Annotated in this window: 15 protein-coding genes and 2 tRNA genes; 12 read left to right on the top strand and 5 right to left on the bottom strand. The window is 50.7% G+C overall.

What is annotated here, in order from left to right:
- Positions 1–73 precede the first annotated feature (73 nt).
- Together HP555_RS10080 and HP555_RS10085 are read left to right on the top strand one after the other, a co-directional pair.
- Positions 74–149, top strand: a tRNA-Val gene (locus tag HP555_RS10080).
- A gap of 11 nt (positions 150–160) precedes the next feature.
- A tRNA-Asp gene (locus HP555_RS10085) sits at positions 161–237 on the top strand.
- Between the two features lie 314 nt (positions 238–551).
- On the opposite strand, the gene HP555_RS10090 is transcribed toward HP555_RS10085, so the two are convergent.
- Positions 552–1940, bottom strand: a complete 1389-nt coding sequence (locus HP555_RS10090; RefSeq protein ID WP_199262094.1) for an alginate export family protein — start codon at positions 1938–1940, stop codon at positions 552–554.
- Between the two features lie 516 nt (positions 1941–2456).
- Here HP555_RS10090 and HP555_RS10095 point away from each other — a divergent pair.
- The gene (locus tag HP555_RS10095) at positions 2457–3089 is read left to right on the top strand and encodes an OmpA family protein (protein ID WP_199262096.1); all 633 of its coding nucleotides are present in this window, start codon (positions 2457–2459) and stop codon (positions 3087–3089) included.
- An 18-nt stretch (positions 3090–3107) separates the two neighbouring features.
- Positions 3108–3725 (top strand): DUF4126 domain-containing protein, encoded by a 618-nt coding sequence (locus HP555_RS10100; protein ID WP_199262098.1) that lies wholly within the window; start codon positions 3108–3110, stop codon positions 3723–3725.
- 50 nt (positions 3726–3775) lie between these two features.
- On the opposite strand, the gene HP555_RS10105 is transcribed toward HP555_RS10100, so the two are convergent.
- The 4 genes from HP555_RS10105 to ndk form a co-directional block, all read right to left on the bottom strand.
- The gene (locus tag HP555_RS10105) at positions 3776–5107 is read right to left on the bottom strand and encodes an HD-GYP domain-containing protein (RefSeq protein ID WP_199262100.1); all 1332 of its coding nucleotides are present in this window, start codon (positions 5105–5107) and stop codon (positions 3776–3778) included.
- A 297-nt stretch (positions 5108–5404) separates the two neighbouring features.
- Entirely contained in the window at positions 5405–6388 is a 984-nt protein-coding gene (locus HP555_RS10110; protein ID WP_199262101.1) for an inorganic phosphate transporter, read from the bottom strand.
- Positions 6389–6444: 56 nt separating this feature from the next.
- Positions 6445–7089 (bottom strand): DUF47 domain-containing protein, encoded by a 645-nt coding sequence (locus tag HP555_RS10115; RefSeq protein WP_199262103.1) that lies wholly within the window; start codon positions 7087–7089, stop codon positions 6445–6447.
- Positions 7090–7664: 575 nt separating this feature from the next.
- Positions 7665–8081 carry a nucleoside-diphosphate kinase gene (gene ndk, locus HP555_RS10120; protein WP_269846840.1) on the bottom strand — a complete coding sequence of 139 codons (417 nt, stop codon included), beginning with the start codon at positions 8079–8081 and terminating at the stop codon, positions 7665–7667.
- A gap of 359 nt (positions 8082–8440) precedes the next feature.
- On the opposite strand from ndk, the gene HP555_RS10125 reads away from it, so the two are divergent.
- The 8 genes from HP555_RS10125 (at position 8441) to HP555_RS10160 (ending at position 18971) form a co-directional block, all read left to right on the top strand.
- Positions 8441–10594 carry a GAF domain-containing sensor histidine kinase gene (locus tag HP555_RS10125; RefSeq protein WP_199262107.1) on the top strand — a complete coding sequence of 718 codons (2154 nt, stop codon included), beginning with the start codon at positions 8441–8443 and terminating at the stop codon, positions 10592–10594.
- Positions 10581–11954, top strand: coding sequence for a sigma-54-dependent transcriptional regulator (locus HP555_RS10130; protein WP_199262109.1), 1374 nt, complete (start codon positions 10581–10583; stop codon positions 11952–11954). Before HP555_RS10125 ends, HP555_RS10130 begins: the two co-directional genes overlap by 14 nt.
- 384 nt (positions 11955–12338) lie before the next feature.
- Positions 12339–13127: an enoyl-CoA hydratase/isomerase family protein gene (locus HP555_RS10135; RefSeq protein WP_199262111.1), complete on the top strand. Its 789-nt coding sequence runs from the start codon at positions 12339–12341 to the stop codon at positions 13125–13127.
- Between the two features lie 118 nt (positions 13128–13245).
- On the top strand, positions 13246–14421 hold the full coding sequence (locus tag HP555_RS10140; protein WP_199262112.1) for an acetyl-CoA C-acetyltransferase: 1176 nt from the start codon (positions 13246–13248) through the stop codon (positions 14419–14421).
- A gap of 243 nt (positions 14422–14664) precedes the next feature.
- Positions 14665–15915 carry a hypothetical protein gene (locus HP555_RS10145; RefSeq protein WP_199262114.1) on the top strand — a complete coding sequence of 417 codons (1251 nt, stop codon included), beginning with the start codon at positions 14665–14667 and terminating at the stop codon, positions 15913–15915.
- A gap of 90 nt (positions 15916–16005) precedes the next feature.
- On the top strand, positions 16006–17166 hold the full coding sequence (locus HP555_RS10150; protein WP_199262116.1) for an acyl-CoA dehydrogenase family protein: 1161 nt from the start codon (positions 16006–16008) through the stop codon (positions 17164–17166).
- Between the two features lie 17 nt (positions 17167–17183).
- Positions 17184–18137 (top strand): CoA transferase subunit A, encoded by a 954-nt coding sequence (locus HP555_RS10155; protein ID WP_199262118.1) that lies wholly within the window; start codon positions 17184–17186, stop codon positions 18135–18137.
- Between the two features lie 12 nt (positions 18138–18149).
- Positions 18150–18971 carry a CoA-transferase subunit beta gene (locus HP555_RS10160; RefSeq protein ID WP_233249141.1) on the top strand — a complete coding sequence of 274 codons (822 nt, stop codon included), beginning with the start codon at positions 18150–18152 and terminating at the stop codon, positions 18969–18971.
- The last annotated feature ends 181 nt before the right edge of the window (positions 18972–19152 follow it).

A 19152-nucleotide genomic window follows, 5' to 3' on the forward strand; every position in this document is an offset into this window, starting at 1 on the left:
TTAATCACGGACTAAGGTTCTGTTTTTACTTGACGGCAAGAGGTTCTCCTGATAAATAGACCGTCACATTTGAGGGCGAATAGCTCAGCTGGGAGAGCATCGGCCTTACAAGCCGAGGGTCACAGGTTCGATCCCTGTTTCGCCCACCACAATAAGTACTGGAGTCGTAGTTCAGTTGGTTAGAACGCCGGCCTGTCACGCCGGAGGTCGCGAGTTCGAGTCTCGTCGGCTCCGCCAGTACACTAAAGGCGATTGGAGAAATCCAGTCGCCTTTTTTTATTGCCTGGCGCACTGATAGATCCCTGATGGAAATGTCAGCAGAAGCAGAGTTGAGCCCTTAAAGAAATCAGAGGCGGCAACGAAACAGCTTTGGTGGTATCTGGTATGTCTATTGGCAAGAGAAGTCTGCCGGCTGTTGCAGAGAAAGAAGAGACAGGTGAATGTGACAGGACAGATTGGCTTAAAGCGAGGTAATGGGGTTTTTTGCAAGGTCTCTGAAGCACTGTACACTCCGGTCACCATGACCGGAGTGTACAGTAAACAATCTTCTATTAAAATTTAAGTCCACCAAGAACCATCACATACGACCAGGTGTTGTCACCTCCGGTCAGTTCTTTGGCCGCATCATCAGGGGTGGCAATGGCACCGACAACGGACAGTGAGAAGTAATCGGTGACAGCCCAGTCAACAATCAGATCGTACTCATCAGCATACTTGTCACTGCTTACACCGCCTGCAGTGGCATCATGCAGTTTGAACTTATAGTAGATGAGGTTGACGGTTACCGGATCAATCGGTTGCAGTCTCAGTTTAACCATGTGCGAGTTGAGGTTCTCGTTGGCCAGCACATACTCACCCAGGATTTCACCCTGAAACCAGGTACCCCAGTCGGAGGAGTGGTAAAAAAGTGAGTCATAGTTCTCGTCAAAGCTGGCGTACCGGTAAGAAAGTAACGGTTTCCAGGGTACATCTTCAAACGCATAGCTGGCGGTGATGTGCCAGGCCTTTCCATTGGCGAAATCAGGGTTGTCAATATCCACAACCTTACGGCGGCCGGCGTCTTCATGCACAAACTCCGCATCAAACCGCAATGGCCGCAAGGCCGGAATGCCATCTGCCAGGGCAAAGGGGTTGATACCGCCGCGCAGATTGTACACGTTCATGGAATCCCGTCTTTCATCATCGGAATCGAGCATGTAAAAACCGGCGCCTAAGGAAACAACATTTTCAATGGCATAGTTGATGTTGCCGCCACCGAGTTTTGTATCGGTTTTAGCCCGATCATCGGCTTTGAAGTACACAAGGTCACCCGACCAGTTACCGCTTTTCATGCGAGCTACTGCGGCGTAATCCGCGGTTTTACGACTTCCTATCCAATACGCTGCCCGATTGTATCCACCAAAACCTTGCGAGCCGAGGAGAAAACCGTCGCCGTAAAAGTACTGTATCCGGCCAAAGGAGAGATCGAGGAAATCGTCACCCAATGAGCCAAACAGGGTCCCTGAGCGCCAGCCCATATAGGCTCGATCAATGCGGAGATCACCGACATCTTCACTTGTGTCATAAAAGGGTCCATTGGTTCCGGAGGCATCAACACCACCGAAGGTGTTCGCCTGAACCGCATCGATTCGTCCGTAGAAAGATTGAGAATCAGGAAGGACATATTGCATGTCAAGCCCCGGACGAACGAGTGATTCCCACCAGTAATCCGACTTTTTACCAAGATTTTCCCGAGAATTGCCAAACCAGGAATCACCTTGACTAAAAAAGCCGAGATCAACTTCTAAGGTTGCCCTGGCGTAACTACCGTTGGGGCCTGTGTAAAACTGCAGCAGACTGGGAGTTTCTTCGTCAGCGGCAACGACGTTTCCAGCCATGAGTGTCGCGGCGGCCAGCAGTGAGACGCAACCTGCAGCAAGAGGGGAGTTAGCACGTTTCATCGGGGAGACAGCTCCTTTTGTTAAGTGGAATGGAATAGGGTGAGTCCGTTTGTTGTATAATTCGGTACAGACTTCATCCGCTTAAGCCACGGTTTCAGGTGTTTGTGATGCTAGTACTGAAAAATAATGCGCACGTTTACCATACTCAATATGTGTAAACAAGAAGGAAAATAATAAAGTATACTACTTGACTATAAGGAGTTGCGATCAAAATTTTAAAAGTATCGTTTTTGTCGGCACAGTACGCACCTCATTAACCGGCAAATGCGATCTGTGTTGAAGCAGGAGAACGCTGCACCGCTTCAGACAGAGACGTATATATAGAACGACCCGATCATCGGCACTCCGGGACACTTCAGGTGAATGAGGTTCTGCATTTCCTTTTTGCCTATTAAGAGATTATGCTTTAAAGTACTCTCCAATAATCCGGGTGCAATGGGGTTGGTACACAAGGATGGTTGATACACCATCCTTCATCCGTTCCAATCGAACAAACAGTCGATAACAGGAGTGTTTATGAACAAGGTAATCAGATGGACAGCAATAATCGGAATGGCTGCTATGTTGACCGCTTGTGCCGGCGCCAACAGGCAACAGACCGGAACCGGTGTTGGGGCTGCAGCCGGTGCAGGGGTAGGGGCAATCCTTGGTCAGGCTATTGGTCATAACACCACCAGTACGTTAGTTGGTGCTGGTATCGGCGCTCTTTTGGGTGGAATTGCCGGTAATCAGATCGGTGCCTATATGGACAGCCAGGAACAGGATCTGCGGCAGGTCGAGGCTGCCAGTATTCAGCGTGACCACGACGTGCTGACCGCCACCTTCAAAAGTGATATGTTTTTTGATTATGACTCATCCTCACTTAAACCAGGTGCGTACACTGAGCTGGACAGGGTTGCCAATGTACTGAGCAAGTACCCGCAAACAACAATCCGGGTGGAAGGGCATACTGATGCGCGGGGGAGCGATCAGTATAATCAGCAGTTGTCCGAGCGTCGGGCCAATGCAGTTAAAAATGCCCTTACACAGCGTGGGATAGACTCACGGCGTATTGAGGCGGTCGGTTACGGTGAGTCCCAGCTGATCTCTTCCAGTGATGCTATGAACCGACGGGTTAATATCGTTATTACTCCGATTCGGCAGGGCTAAACCGCACAGTATAGATGCATGGATGGCTTTGACCATCTGACCAACATTATCGCCCTGACATTGGGTACTGCCTGGGCCAGCGGCATCAACCTGTATGCCGCTGTGCTCATGTTAGGGGTTCTGGGGGCAAAGAACATCATCCAGTTACCCGCAGGTCTGGAAATGCTGGCTCACCCCTGGGTGATCGGTGCGGCAGGGTGTATATATGTTGTCGAATTTATTGCTGATAAGGTGCCTGGGGTTGATACTGTATGGGATGTTCTCCACACGTTTATTCGTATTCCAGCCGGAGTTATCCTGGCGGTCGCCGCAGTCGGGCATGTTGATACAGGGCTTGCTGTTGCCGCCGGATTGGGAGGCGGCACCTTATCGTTAGGCAGTCATGCACTGAAGTCCGGAACCAGGATTGTTGCTCATCTTTCTCCTGAACCTTTTTCTAACTGGACATTATCCCTGGGAGAAGATGCCCTGGTCGTTGCCGGTATCTGGAGTGCGCTCAACCATCCGTGGATCTTTCTTTTTCTCTTGCTCTTCTTCTTCATGATCGCAATCTGGTCGATTGCTCGTCTCTGGAAAATCCTTGGCCACAAACTGCGCAGTGTGGATACCGTCTTTCGCCGGTTTCTCCTGCGATAAACCACATGGTTGCCATTGGTTCACTGCACTGCAGCATCCATGATCGCCCATCAGTAGTAGATAGTCATCCTTTCATTGAAGTAGTGATTGAACACTGCCCGTAGATCATCTTCGAGTTTCCGGGGTGAACAGTCGACATAGGCGCGATATAACTCCGGAATCAGTGCCTGGAAAGCACTGAGGATCTGGGGATCGAAATGTGTGTTTCTGCCACGCTCCAGAACAGCGGATGCCGCCTGCCAGGAAAGCGGCTCTTTATAGGGTCGTTTTGAAGTTAAAGCATCGAACACGTCGACAACTGCAAAAATCCTTGCCGGCAAAGGGATATCTGCACCTGCCTTGCCCTGGGGATAACCGCTGCCGTCAAATTTTTCATGGTGATTTTCAATGATCTGCGCTGCATCGGCCAACCACCCGGATCCGGTTATAATATCCGTGCCGTGGTGGACATGATCTTGCATCAGACGACTTTCTTCTTTATTGAGTTCGCCTGTCTTAAGAAGTATCTCATCGCGCACCCCGATTTTTCCGATATCGTGCAGAAATGCACCTTTAATCAATGTCTGAATTTCGGTGGCGGCCAGGCCCATCGATTCAGCGAGATGAACGGCATACAGTGTCACCCGGAAATGATGGTCTGCAGTGTTGCTGTCGCGTTTGGCAATAACGTTGGCAAGCAGTGCAAAGGTGTCGAGGTTGGCTTTTAAAAGGTTGTGGGAAAAAATCGTCAGCCTGTTGACCAGGTGTACAATGACCGGATACAGCAGGACACTGGTCGCCAGTACGGTGAGTATGATAAGGATCAGAATACGGCGCAGTTTTTTTTGCATACCCTTAAGAACAGTATCAGAAGGAGCAAAGAGAACACGAACGGAACCGGTTTGTTCCTGTTTCTGATCAAATATCGGCAGAATCACATGAATGTGCAATCTGTCCCCAAGCGTGACAACTTCGGCCAGTTCAACGTTACCAGTTGGGGGCGGATGAACACGGACATACCTCTCTACAGTTTTGGCGTATGTGTAGTCAGTGTTCAGCCGTTCCTCAGTTTGGTGGGGATCATCGGATCGATAAAATCCGCCATACACATAGCTGCCGCTATTTTGTTGTGCCGCCAGGGCAGTGAAACGTTCATCCAGTGCCTGAAGAAATGCAGCCTGACTGTTGACGTGATCTTCTTCGGCAATCAATATCGATCTGGCAAGCAGTTGGTGTAGTCCCTGTTGTGTTGACCTGGTCACTTCAGTTGTGAGGTGCTGCCGTTCCGTGAAGAACACCATGGTGCCGGTGGCTGAACAGATGACAGCCGTCATGAGCAGCAGGCGTACGGTAAGAACACGATAGATAAAACGATGCAGCACAGGAGGGCGAGGTGTTGGCATTGTGCGTAACTGTATTTTGCAAGAACAGGTGCAGGAACGGTGAACAGGTTCAGGCTGCAAACACATGCCTGGAATTGAACCCTGAACTGCTTTTACAGACTACAAAAACACATTGTTGACTGCAGCTGCAATAAATATTGTAGACGATCCGATTGTCTCAGCCGGTGGGTTATGTTCTCTTCTGCGGAGACTGTGGCGTGGTGAATACCATTTGGTGAGGGAATTTTTATAAGCAGGAGGAACGGCTGCCAGAAACGTATGTGAACAGTACGTTGTCTTTTTGTACTGCCACATTCACTAAACAGGCAAAAACCGATAGAGGATGGTGGCGATGAACATGCACACCGGGATGGTCAGCACCCAGGCCAGGACGATGTTGCCGACAATGCCGAGTTTGAGAGCGTTGGCGCCCCTTGTGCTGCCCACGCCCATGATCGAGGTGGAGATGATATGGGTTGTACTCACAGGGATACCGAAATGAGAGGCGGTCAGGATCACAGCTGCAGCTGAGGTTTCAGCAGCAAAACCATGCACAGGTTTGAGTTTGATCATTTTGCTGCCCATGGTACGGATGATCCGCCAACCACCGGCCATGGTGCCCAGACCCATGGTGACAGCACAACTGAGAATAACCCAGGTCGGCACCTTGAACTCGTCTAGGAGACCGTTACTAACCAGGGCCAGGGTAATAATACCCATGGTCTTTTGCGCATCGTTGCTGCCGTGACTGAGCGCCATGATTCCCGCTGAAACCAGCTGCAACTTACGAAACCACTTGTTGACGATGTTCGGGCGTGCCCGTGCGCAGGTCCAGAGAATAATGACCATGAAGACAAAACCGATTCCAAAACCGAACATCGGTGAGGTAACCATCGGCATCAGAATTTTTTTTGTGACGCCGTCAAACAGAATAACTTCCCAACCGGCCTTGGCAATACCGGCTCCCATCAGTCCACCGATCAGGGCATGGGAGGAGCTGGATGGAATGCCATAGTACCAGGTGACCAGGTTCCAGATAATTGCGGATAAAAGAGCGCAAAGGATGACTCCCTGGGTGACAATTTCAGCAGTGATGATCCCCTGTCCAATGGTATTGGCCACATGTGTTCCAAGAAATGCACCAATGACCTCGAAACACCCTGCATAGATAACAGCTACCCGGGCCGTCAGGACCTTTGTCGAAACAACAGTGGCAATGGAGTTGGCTGAATCATGAAATCCATTGATATATTCAAAGACCAATGCCGCAAAAATTACCAGTATAAGCAGAGCTGTAATCATGAAGCCTCACAACCGAATCAATTCTTTAGTCAGCAGCAGCATTGCTCTTCACACAGTTAACTGTGTTTAATGGCAATATTAACAATCAGGTCGGCAATGACCGAGCAGATGTCCAGGGCGTTTTCAATGCCTTTATAGATGTCGCGCATTTTAAGGACATGCAGCGCATCGTATTTGCCGGAGAAGATCTCTTCAGTGGCCATATAAAGAATTTCATCACCTCGCCCTTCAATAGCCTTGATGCGCGAGTCACAGGCAGTTATCTCCTTTAACGGCGCATTTTTTTTGAGCATGGAGATGATCGTTCGCAACTCCTCTGTTGCCTTAACAAGCATCTCTGCCTGGCCTTTAACCGTTTCGTTATAATATTCGATTTTATAGATACGCAGGTTAAGACATGCCTTGAGGATGACTTTGGTACCGTTATAGAGGTTGGTTGAAATCAGCTGGATATCTTCTCGGTCAATCGGCGTGATAAAGGTACTGTTGAGAAGAGCCAGACTGCCTTCCAGGGCTTCAACTGATCGTCGTTTGTAGGTTTTGGCATGGATAAGATAATCTTCCTGCTGTTTCATGTCTGAGTACACGATCTGGTAAAACAGTTGTGCCGTGAGTTCACAGACTTCAGCGCCTTCCTCGAAAAAATTGAAAAACTTTTTTTCTGGTGGAGGCAGGAATTTGGAAATAAACCCTAGACCCATAGATGATACCTCTTTGCATAGAGTGCAGCACAACCCATTAAAGCAGACAGCGGTCCCGGATGATGAAAGGACAGATTACTTGTAAAACCAGGGGCCACAACCATAAACATGTGAAATATGGTGGATTATCAACTGCACTTCAGAGTGAATGCCGTTGAAGCCGTGCTGACTTTACCCTTGTCGTGCGGTTCTGACATCAAAAAAACAGTATACATATCGTTTTAATGGAGATTCGTTTTGTGAACGGGTGTTTTTTAAAAAGAATTTTGTGTGTGGCCAAAGGCGCGGTTGCATCGTATGGCAGGGGATACTGTGATGGAAGGAGTGCCATTCTCATTCTAAGATCAGCAGCTGATTATACGTCAGCTTTTCGCTGATTGATTTTCAGCGATAACTTTTCTTTTTTTCAAAGAAAACAAACTGCTCACGCTCTTTTTTTATAAAACAACTGTGCACAGGCAATCAGCTGGAAACCGGTGCACTCCAGCTCTGATGAAGGGATCAGGAACTGCAGGTGGACAAAGCGGCCCCATCATGCGGGACCGCTTTTTTGTCTCTGTTTACGGCCGGCTGATTTATACCAGCAACTCAAGTCCTGAAAAGAAATAACTGATTTCAAAAGCAGCGGTTTCCGGTGCATCGGAGCCGTGGGTGGCGTTGGCTTCAAGGGAGTCTCCAAATTCACGACGCAGCGTCCCTTCAGCTGCATTGGCAGGGTTTGTCGCTCCCATGAGATCGCGCCATTTTTTGATGGCATCTTTGGCCTCAAGGACCATGACGATACATGGACCGCTGGACATAAAGTCGGTGAGTTCACCGAAAAAGGGTTTGTCTTTATGCACATAATAGAAACCTTCGGCTTCACGTTTACTGAGGTACAATTTTTTCAGACCGATAATGCTGAATCCTTCAGCAGAGATGCGAGCAATAATTTTACCGGCGTTGCCGGCGATAAAGGCGTTGGGTTTAATAATGGCAAAGGTGCGTTCCATGGATAGTGTTCTCCTCATGGTTTTTGTGTTTATAGAGAGTGTGCTCATGCAAAGGTGTTGAGATTGAGCTGAGGGCTTATACCATGCTCATCAGGGCCTGACAATATATCCGACAATATCCCGAGTCGATCCTCAGCAGGAACCGGTCTGTGAATAGGTGGGTGAAAGGATGACAGGGGATGGGTTCCTCTACGTTTTTCCCGTTGTATTGTCAGTGATTTTTTTGCACTGTATCGGGTACCGGATGATTTCTGTCGAATTTTCCGGCATCTGTCACCGGAAAAAGAGCGTGACTAAAACGCCCTGGCCGAAGTCTGCACTCTGGTCAGGGGCTGCCGGTTCAACGAAGAGTAGCTGTTATGACTGCACAACAAGTTCATCGAAATGTGGCTGACTGCCTGGATGACCTCAGGACGAAAGACAGGCTGTTAAGCTCAATCCATAAGATTTCCAGCCTGCTGACCCGCTCTATTTCGTTGGATACCATACTGATGCTGATCGTGAAGGAGACCACCCAGGTCTTCGGTTTCAGCAGACTGGCTGTTTTTTTAACGGATACAGATCGGGGGTTGCTCGAATGTCGGTACATCCACGGTTTCAGCCCCGATGATTCAGAACGGGCACTCTTGCTGCCGTATCGATTGCAAGACCATGACTGCGTTGAAACACGGGTTGCGCTGTACGGTAAAACCATTTACGTCAGAGATTACAGCAATGATCCGACCTTAACCCCGATTGACCGTAAAGTCAGCCGGATCATGCGCAGGGTCTCCACCATCGCTGTTCCTCTTAAAATCAAGAGCAGGATTATCGGTCTGATCACTGCTGACAAGGACGATGTCAGGCTGACGCTCACCAAGCGGGATATCAATATCCTGACCACCTTTGCCAACCAGGCCAGTATCTTTATTGAAAATGCCCGACTGCAAGAGCAGAATAAACGAAAGATAAAACAGTTGTTAACCTTGCAGGAGATCAGCAAAAAGACCAGTTCAGCTTTGAATCTCGATAAATTATGTCAGGTCATCTGCACGAGTGCGCGTCAGATCAGCAAGGCAATCGGCAGTGTGCTCTATCTGTTTGACGAAGAAGGGAAGTCTTTGACCATTGCTGCAGCCCGGGGATTCGACACTGCGGCAACGCGAACTGTCCATCTGAAAAAAGGGGTGGGGCTCGTTGGTTGGGTGGCAAAGTCCGGTAAGCCGATCCTGGTGGATGATGTGGGCGTTGATCCGCAGTATCACCCGATCCTGGACAACATTACTTCCCTGCTGGCGGTTCCTTTAAACAGTGACAAGCGGACCATAGGTGTGCTGCAGGTCACCAGTGATGAACGGGCGGCGTTTACCGAAGATGATCTGAAGCTCCTTCTTATCTATGCAGGTCATGCGGCAAGCCTGATCAGAAACGCACGGCTGTATGGTCAGGTGATGACGGAACGAAACTTTCGGGAAAACATCTTAGAAAGCTCGCCCAACAGCATGATCACCATCAATTTGAAAAAAGAGGTGACCTCTGTTAACCGGCGGACTGAAGAGCTGTTTCGTCTGCGCAGAAAGGATGTGCTTGGTGTGCATGTCGGTGAGATGTTCCCGGCAGAGATCGTCAGGATCGTTGCGCTTGCGCTAGATGATCATGCGGTGGTGAACCGGAAGGAGATTCAGCAGAACAATAGAGACAACAGCCCTGTTATCCTGGGGGTGACCTCTTCACTGTTACGAACCCATCAGGGCAGTCTGATCGGGGCCATGCTCATTGTCCGCGATTTGACCGAGGAAAAGAAAACCGAAGAGCTGATCAGACGTCTTGATCGCTTGACCTCTTTGGGGCAGGTATCGGCAGGTATTGCCCATGAGATCAGAAACCCGCTGACCAGCATCAACTTTAATGTGCAGCTGCTTGCCAAAAAAGGAGTTGCATCAGACACTGCCCAGCGGTTACTTGCCGATACCCAGGAAGGCATTGATCGGATCCGGATACTGGTCAAGGGTATGCTCGGTTTTGCCAAGCCATCGTTGCCCAGTTTACAAAGTGATTCGTTGCCCCGTGTCATTGAGGGGGCAATCGGTCTCATGGATTCGCAGCTTAAAAAAAAGAAGATTGACGTGGTTCTGGATCTGCAGAGCAGTTTGCCACAGGCAGTTTTTGATGCCCACCAGATTCAACAGGTCCTGGTGAACCTGCTGCTCAACAGCATGGAAGCCATGCCCAATGGTGGTATTATCTCCATTACCGGCAGATATGAGGGGAGAGCCGCCAAACACGCGGCCCAGATTGTGCTGCGGATTTCCGATAAGGGGTCCGGTATTCCCCGGGACCATCTCTCACGGATTTTCAACCCTTTTTTCACAACAAAACCTGAAGGAACCGGTTTGGGGCTCTCCATTGTCCACAAGATCATGGAGCAGCACGGGGCATCGGTGGATGTGGTCAGCGAGCAGAACCAGGGCACAACCTTTATCCTGCGTTTCCCGATCCAGCTGCGTAAGGAGCGTGGTAATGTATCGATATAAGATATTGATTGTTGATGACGACAGACTCCTGCAAAACTCCTTATGTGCCATTCTCTCGGAAAAGTACGAGCCGCTGGTTGCCGGAAGCGGTGAAGAGGCCCTTCGTTTACTGACCCGGCAATCTGTTGATCTGGTCCTGCTTGATATTCGTCTTCCCGGAATGGATGGCATCGAGACCCTGGATCGACTCAAATCCATGCGCCCTGAGCTGCTGGTCATCATGATGACGGCTTTTGAGGACATTAAAACCGTTATCACCTCCATGAAAAAAGGGAGCTATGACTATCTGGTAAAGCCTCTGGAGATCGAGATGTTTGAGCTGGTGATTGAAAAGGCTCTGGAAACTCTGCGTTTAAAGAAAGAAGTTGAGGAGTTGCGGCGCGTATATCGCAAGAGATTCAATATTGAAAACATCGTAGGAGAAAGCGAGGGGTTCAAAAGGGTGCTGGAGTTTGCCGACAAAGTGGCCAAAGGGTACGACACCACAGTGCTGATTGAGGGGGAAAGCGGGGTGGGCAAGGAGGTGGTGGCCCGGATGATTCATCATCGCAGCAGTCGTTTTGATAAACCCTTTGTCGGCATCAACTGCGGTGCAATCAGCAAAGAATTGCTGGAGAGCGAGTTGTTCGGCTATGAAAAAGGGACCTTTACCGGTGGGCTGCAAGAAGGAAAACAGGGTAAAATTGAAATGGCTGACAGCGGTACTCTGCTGCTTGATGAGGTGAGTGAACTGCATCCTGCCGCGCAGGTGAAGCTGTTGCGATTTTTAGAAGAACGGGAGTTTTACTCTGTTGGCGGCACCCACAAGAAAAAAGTTGATGTCCGGGTCATTGCGGCGACGAATAAAAGTCTGGCTGAACAGGTACAGGCGGGTATCTTTCGTGAGGACCTTTTTTATCGACTCAATGTTGCCCGAATAATCGTTCCCTCTCTTGGTGAACGCAGGGCTGATATTATCCCGCTGACGTTGTTTTTCATGCACAAGTTCAATGAAAAGTTCGGCAAGAATTTCTGTGGTATTACACCTGAAGCCCGCAAGATGCTGGTCCAGTACCCATGGCGGGGCAATATCCGGGAGTTGAAAAATGCCGTGGAACGGGTGGTGTTGATGGAGGAGGGGAGGCATATCGATGCTGCTCATCTGGTCTTTCTGGCCTTTCCATACCACTCTGCCCAGCACACGGCTGATTTTTCCATCACCCTCCCGCCCGATGGGCTGGATCTCGAACAGCTGACCAAGCAGCTTATTATTCAGGCTCTGGAAATAACAGGCAACAACAAAACCAGGGCTGCCAGACTGCTGGGGCTTTCCCGGCCGACCCTTCTGTATCGCATTGAAAAACACGGTATTGGCAGATAGGAAAACCGTGTTCCACTGCCTGTTGTCACTCCCCTCTTTTGCTGCATGGTGGAGCACGTTTGGTGCAGCATATCCTGCACTGTTTTCATCCTACTGTTTTTCCATTCTTTATACACGATCAATTAAAGCGGATACGTGATTTTCCTATCATGGACTGTAGCATTTGCTACAGTAATTTTTTGCTCCCTGATGGATTATTAATTTTTTATTGTTATTCCAGTAAATTATATTGATATGGTTTTATGGCATGACATGTGCTTAGCAAGATTGCACCAAAGGGGATCCAGCTGAAAAGACACTGTGTTTTGAGTATGCGCCCAGCGCGCAGACCAACATCTGCGCAGACGGACACGACAAGAGGGCAAAAAGACGTGGAAGTGAAGGATGAGCACAAGATTTCGAACCGTTCTTGTTCGTAAGGAAAACGGACTGGCAACCATCACTCTGAATCGCCCGGAGACCTTGAACATCCTTGATAGTCTCCTACTCAGTGAGCTGATCACCGTGTTGACCGATATCGGGCAGGATGAAGAGGTGCGGGTTGTGATCATTACCGGCGGTCAGCACTGTTTCAGCGCTGGTCTGGATCTCCGGGATATTGAGACCATTGAGACCCCGGCTGCGGCCCGCCGCTACCTGCAACAGGTGCAGGTTCTTTTTGCCCGTTTAGATACTCTGGAACAACCTGTTCTGGCCGCTATATCCGGTTTTGCCCTGGGCGCCGGGTTTGAACTGGCACTGACCTGTGATCTTCGGATCGCAGCTGCCAATGCCACCTTTGGTCATCCTGAAGTTAAAATCGGTATGATACCCGGTTGCGGTGGCACACAGCGGTTGCCACGTCTTATCGGAATGACCAAAGCCAAGGAACTCCTGTACACTGGTAATCACATTGATGCTGAAGAAGCCTACCGTCTCGGCCTGGTGAACAGGGTTGTCTCTGCTGATCTTGTTCTGGAGGAGACGGGGATTCTGGCGGAAAAGATTGCCGGTCATCCGGTTCTTGCCCTTAAGGCCACCAAGTTGGCAGTCAATGGAGGCTATGACCTGCCGTTGAATGCTGCGGTTGAATATGCATCCCGCTGTCTGGAAACCCTCTTCACCTCTGAAGATCAGAAGGAAGGGGTGCGGGCGTATATGGAAAAGAGAAAGCCGTTGTATAAAAACCGTTGAACAGGGTGTCGGGCTGTGAAAGAACATCGCAGATGCGGACGTTGAATATCTGTGCTCTTGAGAACAAAATAAAAAACATCAACATAGAATCCGATTTTTCGGAAGGAAGGAAAACAGTATGCGTGAAGCGGTGATTGTCAGTGCGGTTCGAACACCCCTTGGTACCTTTAATGGTTCATTGGCCTCTGTCGGTGCCACTCAACTGGGGGCATTGGTGATAGCAGAGGCGGTGCAACGGGCCGGCATCGGCAAAGAAGAGGTTGATGAGGCCATCATGGGTATGGTGCTGCCCTGTGGCTATGGTCAGAACCCGGCTAAACAGGCGGCGGTTCAGGCTGGAATGCCCTGGGAAATTGAGGCTGTTACCATCAATAAAGTCTGCGGTTCCGGATTAAAGGCAGTGATGCTGGCAGCCCAGGCCATTCAGGTGGGAGATGCCGAGGTGGTGGTTGCCGGTGGTATGGAAAATATGAGCATGGCCCCGTATTTTCTCAAAAAAGCCCGTTTCGGGTATCGCATGGGCGATGCCACCATGCATGACCATATGGTGCATGACGGTCTGTGGGATATTGTCAACGACTTTCACATGGGTATTTCCAATGAACTCTGTTCCGAACGCTACAAGATCAGCCGGGAAGACCAGGATCGTTACGCCGCTGAATCGTATCGCCGTACCCTGGCAGCCCAGGCTGCCGGTACGTTTGAGGATGAGATTATGGCTGTGGAGGTTCCGCAGCGCCGGGGAGAACCCAAGGTGTTCCAACAGGACGAATGTCCGCAGGCGACCAGCTACGAACAGCTCGGCAAGATGAAACCGGCATTCAAGCAGGGCGGGGTGACCACTGCCGGGAACGCCTCCATCATCAGCGACGGTGCAGCTGCCGTGGTGGTGATGAGCCGGGAAAAGGCTGAATCGTTAGGCTGCACCATCCTTGCCACCATCGGTGCGCAGGCATCGTACGGTATTGATATGAAGTACGTTCTGGTGGCTCCCATCTGGGCAATCCCCAAGTGTCTGAAAAAGGAAGGACTCTCCAGCGAAGATATTGACCTGTATGAGATCAATGAGGCCTTCAGCGGGTCCACAGTGGCGGTTTTAAACACCCTGGAGCTTGATGCATCTAAAGTCAATGTCAACGGCGGCAGTGTTGCCCTCGGACACCCCATCGGTGCCAGCGGCTGTCGCCTGCTGGTGACCCTGCTGCATGAGATGGTCCGCCGGGACAAGAAACGAGGTCTGGTTTCCCTGTGTCTCGGTGGCGGTGAGGCTGTGGCTATGATTGTTAAACGATGAACTTGTCTGACGTTTTACCAGGGTGTCGCGAAGAGTCTTGAACCGCAAATCAAATGGATTTGGGAGATAACGAAAGGCTGTGCCGTTACTTCTGCAGACTGTTTACCGAAGGACTGTGCACTGTAACGCTTAGAAAGGGAGGATAATAGAACAGGAGAGTCTGATAACGGGCAGTTTATCTGCTGATTCGGCAGGAGAGAAGAAAAAGGCAGTTGACCATTTTACAGACAAAAGGAGAAGAGTATGGCGGGAGAAACATTGAAACCGCGTTGGGGCCAGCCTCTGACCGGTATTCTTTCGTTTTGCTGTTTTTTGACTCTAGCGTTGGTCACTTGGTACTTGTTGAGTGATCCGCGGGGGCCGGTTGGTTGGTTTCCGTATCCGTTCGTTATGTTTCTGGCCATGATGATTTTAGTCGGGTTATGGCAGCATATGTTTCTCGCTGACTGGCCGTTTCAAAATCTCAGACAGCCGATGCGCGGCATTGTCATGACTGTTACCAATATAGTGCTGGTCTGGTTTGTCATTGATGTGCTTTTTTACCGGGTGCTGGGCATTGGGTTTAATTTCCTGAGCTATTACGGCCTGGAGGCGGCCAATGCCGCCGGTGTACTGCCGAACACGGCGGCAGCCGGAGCCACCGGCCAGTTGGCCAGAGTGGCTGTCGTCTGTTTTGTGCTCATTGGTTTTTATTCGTATCCGGTGTTCACTATTTTTTTCGGTAAATGGCCGATCATGCCCTCTGATCTGCAACAACCTGCAAAAGGGTTGGCGGAAATCGGCTGGGCAACAGCAGTCACGCTTTTTTTCTATGCTGTTCTGATTGTACCGTTTTTTGGAACAGTGTATCCCGGAGCGGTGCTTAACCCCTCCTGGTGGACATCTCTTGGCGGCACCGGCCATGTGCACTGGGTCTTTGGCTGGTGGGAATGGGCAATTATCATTTTGTTTATGACTCCCAACGTCTGGCGGATGAAGCCCTGGACACTCATTACCCTGCCGCAGCCCTGGAAGGGGCTGATCTGCATGCTGCTCTCTTTTGTCGGAGCCTATGGCATAGCGCTGCTCTGCATCAAGTTGACCCCGATGTGGGTACCAGCCGCAACGTTTCAGAGCCTTGAAGCAGCCAGGGGTGTTGCGGAGGTGCAGCGGTTTCTCTGGTTGCACGCGGCTGAAATTGCAGGATTCACGCTCATTCCCTTTCTGATTTGGCATCATTATTTCGATGATATGGCCCCGGGAACTCATGTTGACGGCTGGGGCGCTTTTTTCTTTCGCACCATCGGCGTCTGTGTGTTTGCCGCGATCAGCTACTGGATCTACTACTATGGTAATTTCGGCCACTGGGCTCTGGGAAACCATCATATGACCGATCTGGCGGAACGCTTCCCCCATGGAGAATCTCTGGTCTGGAATTTCTGGTGGATCATTCCATTGTTGTGGAACGAATGGTTTTTCCACAAGTGGCCGTTTTACGTCCGGAGTACGGAGTAACGATGTTGAACGGATGAGCTGTGAGGCAGGTATTGGTCTGGGAATTGCACTGTTGCAACCCGTTTTACACTGTGAACAAGAGGAGTTGGTATGAATTTTGACTTAACCGAGGAACAAAAACTGATCCAGGAAACGGCGCGTGATTTTGCCAGGGAGGAACTGGAACCAGTGGCAGCCAGACTGGATCAGGAAAAGGATCGATCCACCCTGCTTGCCGGCCTGAACAAACTGGCTGAGCTGGGATTTATGGGTCTGAACATCAAGGAGACTTACGGTGGTGCCGAGGCCGGTGTTGTCGCCTTCAGTGTTGCCATGACCGAAATCGCGCGAGCCTGCGCTTCGACGGCGGTTACCGTCTCAGTGAACAACATGGTCTGTGAAGTTATCCAGGCCATTGGTTCTGAAGAGCAGAAAATACACTATATCCCCAAGATCTGTTCAGGAGAGTACGCAGCCGGCAGTTTTGGTTTGACGGAAACCTCCGCCGGCTCCGATCCTTCGGGCATGAGCACCACTGCAGTTAAAGATGGTGATTCCTATGTTCTCAACGGTTCGAAGATCTTTATCACCAGCGCTCCTTATGCCGGAGTGTTTGTGGTCTGGGCGGTGACTGACAAAGAGGCGCCCAAAGGGAAAGGCATCAGCTGTTTCCTGATTGAAGCGGGTACACCGGGACTGACCATCGGCAAAGAAGAACACAAGATGGGGCAGCATGCCTCTGCAACCAACGAACTGATTTTTGATAACTGCAGAGTACCGGCCTCAGCAATGATGGGTAAGCCGAACGACGGCTTTCGGATAGCTGTTGCAGAACTGGCCGGAGGCCGGATCGGTATCGGTTCGCTTGGTCTGGGTATCGGCCTGGCAGCCATGGATCAGGCGGCCCGCTATGCCACTGAGCGCGTTCAGTTTAATCAGAAGATCAGTAACTTTCAGGCGATACAGTGGATGATCGCAGATTCGTATACTGAACTGGAGGCAGCCCGGTTGTTGCTGCTGAACGCTGCTTTTCGCAAGGAACAGGGACGGACCTTTGCTAAAGAGGCCTCCATGGCCAAACTCTATGCCACGGAGAGTGCCAATCGGGCCTGTTATAATGCCATGCAGATACTCGGCGGCTATGGCTACACCCAGGATTTTCCGATTGAACGGTACACTCGCGATGTGCGTATCACCACAATCTACGAAGGAACCAGTGAAATTCAGCGTCTGATTATCGCCCGCGAAATTCTTCGTGGACTATCGGTCTGAACAACAAGGAGGAGAGTATGAGCACGGATAAACGTATCAACCTGCAGCAGGCCGCTGAGATCGTCAAAAACGGCTCAAGCCTGACTTTTTCAGGTTTTACCATCTGGCGACGGCCAACGGCTATTGTCTATGAACTGATTCGTCAGCACAGACGCGGACTTCACCTGATAGAGGTGAACGGCGGGCCGCAGACCGAATTTCTGGTCGGTGCCGGTTGTGTGGATATCTGGGAATCCTGCTGGGTCGGTCATGAACTCTACGGTAAGTATGGAGCAAACCTGTCGCGCAAGGTGGCTGAGAAAAAGATCCTGGTGGAAGATTACTCTCACGCCGAGATGCTGTTTCGATTCACAGCGGCTGCCATGGGAGCTCCCTATGCGGTCACGCAGACGTCGCTTGGGACGGATATTCACAATCCGGAGTACGATGTTTTAGGCCGTGCCGGTAAACGTGACGGCAAGCGAATCGGCAAACACAAGTATATCTTTACCGATGATCCTTTTTTTGATGCCGGACCCCAGGTCCTGATCCCGGCTGCCAAGGTTGATGTTGCTATTCTCTGTGTCCAGCAGGTCGGCGACGAGGGGACTGTACGGGCCAGCGGCCAGTTGTACTCGGATACTGAAGTCGCCCGGGCCGCGGACATCACGATTGTTATGGCAGAGGAGATTGTTCCGGAGGCATACCTTCGCCGCGATGCCGACCATAACACCATCTCCAGTTTTGAGGTTGACTATATTGTGGAATGTCCTTTTGGGGCGCATCCCACCGGGATGTTCGGCAAATACGATGTTGACGGCGCCTTTCTTAAGCATTTCTTTACGACCACCCGCACTCAGGAAGGTTTTGATGCGTTTGCAAAAGAATGGATTTTCGGCCTGGATCACATCGGCTATCTGGAGAAACTCGGCTGGCCGCGCATGCTGAATCTTCGGGCCAATACCGCCCTGAACTACAAACCCCGCAAATAAAAGGGAGGAAAAATGATGAGTAACTACGCATCGCCTGAAGAGTATGGTCTGGCTGATCTGCTCTGTTGTGCCGCATCACAGCAAGTGCAGGATAATGAGATCGTTTTTGCCGGCACCGGACTGCCGATGGTGGCCATCATGCTGGCCCAGAAAACCCATGCTCCCAATCTGAAATTGATCTTTGAAGCCGGAACCCTGGACGGCCGACCGCCGGAGCTGCCGACTTCGGTCGGGGATGCCCGGTGTGAAACCGGGGCCTCCCGATCCACGGGGCTGTTTGACACCTTTTCCATTGCCCAGCGCGGCTATGTGGATCTCGGTTACCTTGGCGGTGCTGAAATTGACCAGTACGGCAATGTCAACACCACCTGCATCGGCAACTACCTGGACCCGGACCTCCGCCTGACCGGTAGTGGAGGTAACCCGGACATCAACTCCTTTGCCCGCCGGACAGTGTTCATCATGGTCCATGAAAAGCGACGTTTTGTCGAGCGGGTCAGTTATATCACCAGTCCCGGCTGGCGGGTTAAAAAATGGCCGGGCGGCGAATGGGTTCATCGTCGTGAACTCTATGGCGCCGCCTTCCGGGGAGGGCCATCGGCTGTCATCAGTACTGCCGGAGTTTTCGGCTTTGATGAAGAGGATGGCCACATGTATCTGGAAACGTATCATCCCGGTAAAACTGTTGATGAAATCAAAGAGTTGTGTCAGTTCGACCTGGATGTCTCGCGGGTAAAGGGCGAGACGGCGCCGCCGACCAAAGAGGAGCTGTATTTCATCCACGATGTGCTTGATCCGGATGAGATCTTTATCCCCAGGGTGAAGAAAGCCTGAAACCTTGCCGGGTCTAGATAAGGCCGGTTGTTCCCTGCGGTGGAACAGCCGGCCTTTTTCTTTTACGCCTTGGCATACCGATGCTTATCCGTTCTTGACAAGTTACAGGCATAAGGATATTGAGAAACCCATTGACCGTTTTAAGCTCACGTGCTGTGCATGACTTCAGATGTTATCCAGG

The sequence above is a fragment of the Desulfobulbus oligotrophicus genome (assembly GCF_016446285.1).
Classification (GTDB): domain Bacteria; phylum Desulfobacterota; class Desulfobulbia; order Desulfobulbales; family Desulfobulbaceae; genus Desulfobulbus; species Desulfobulbus oligotrophicus.

Coding starts and splice junctions, on each gene's coding strand:
- HP555_RS10090 (WP_199262094.1), bottom strand. CDS start 1,940: ATGAAACGTGCTAACTCCCCTCTTGCTGCAGGTTGCGTCTCACTGCTG.
- HP555_RS10095 (WP_199262096.1), top strand. CDS start 2,457: ATGAACAAGGTAATCAGATGGACAGCAATAATCGGAATGGCTGCTATG.
- HP555_RS10100 (WP_199262098.1), top strand. CDS start 3,108: ATGGATGGCTTTGACCATCTGACCAACATTATCGCCCTGACATTGGGT.
- HP555_RS10105 (WP_199262100.1), bottom strand. CDS start 5,107: ATGCCAACACCTCGCCCTCCTGTGCTGCATCGTTTTATCTATCGTGTT.
- HP555_RS10110 (WP_199262101.1), bottom strand. CDS start 6,388: ATGATTACAGCTCTGCTTATACTGGTAATTTTTGCGGCATTGGTCTTT.
- HP555_RS10115 (WP_199262103.1), bottom strand. CDS start 7,089: ATGGGTCTAGGGTTTATTTCCAAATTCCTGCCTCCACCAGAAAAAAAG.
- ndk (WP_269846840.1), bottom strand. CDS start 8,081: ATGGAACGCACCTTTGCCATTATTAAACCCAACGCCTTTATCGCCGGC.
- HP555_RS10125 (WP_199262107.1), top strand. CDS start 8,441: ATGACTGCACAACAAGTTCATCGAAATGTGGCTGACTGCCTGGATGAC.
- HP555_RS10130 (WP_199262109.1), top strand. CDS start 10,581: ATGTATCGATATAAGATATTGATTGTTGATGACGACAGACTCCTGCAA.
- HP555_RS10135 (WP_199262111.1), top strand. CDS start 12,339: ATGAGCACAAGATTTCGAACCGTTCTTGTTCGTAAGGAAAACGGACTG.
- HP555_RS10140 (WP_199262112.1), top strand. CDS start 13,246: ATGCGTGAAGCGGTGATTGTCAGTGCGGTTCGAACACCCCTTGGTACC.
- HP555_RS10145 (WP_199262114.1), top strand. CDS start 14,665: ATGGCGGGAGAAACATTGAAACCGCGTTGGGGCCAGCCTCTGACCGGT.
- HP555_RS10150 (WP_199262116.1), top strand. CDS start 16,006: ATGAATTTTGACTTAACCGAGGAACAAAAACTGATCCAGGAAACGGCG.
- HP555_RS10155 (WP_199262118.1), top strand. CDS start 17,184: ATGAGCACGGATAAACGTATCAACCTGCAGCAGGCCGCTGAGATCGTC.
- HP555_RS10160 (WP_233249141.1), top strand. CDS start 18,150: ATGATGAGTAACTACGCATCGCCTGAAGAGTATGGTCTGGCTGATCTG.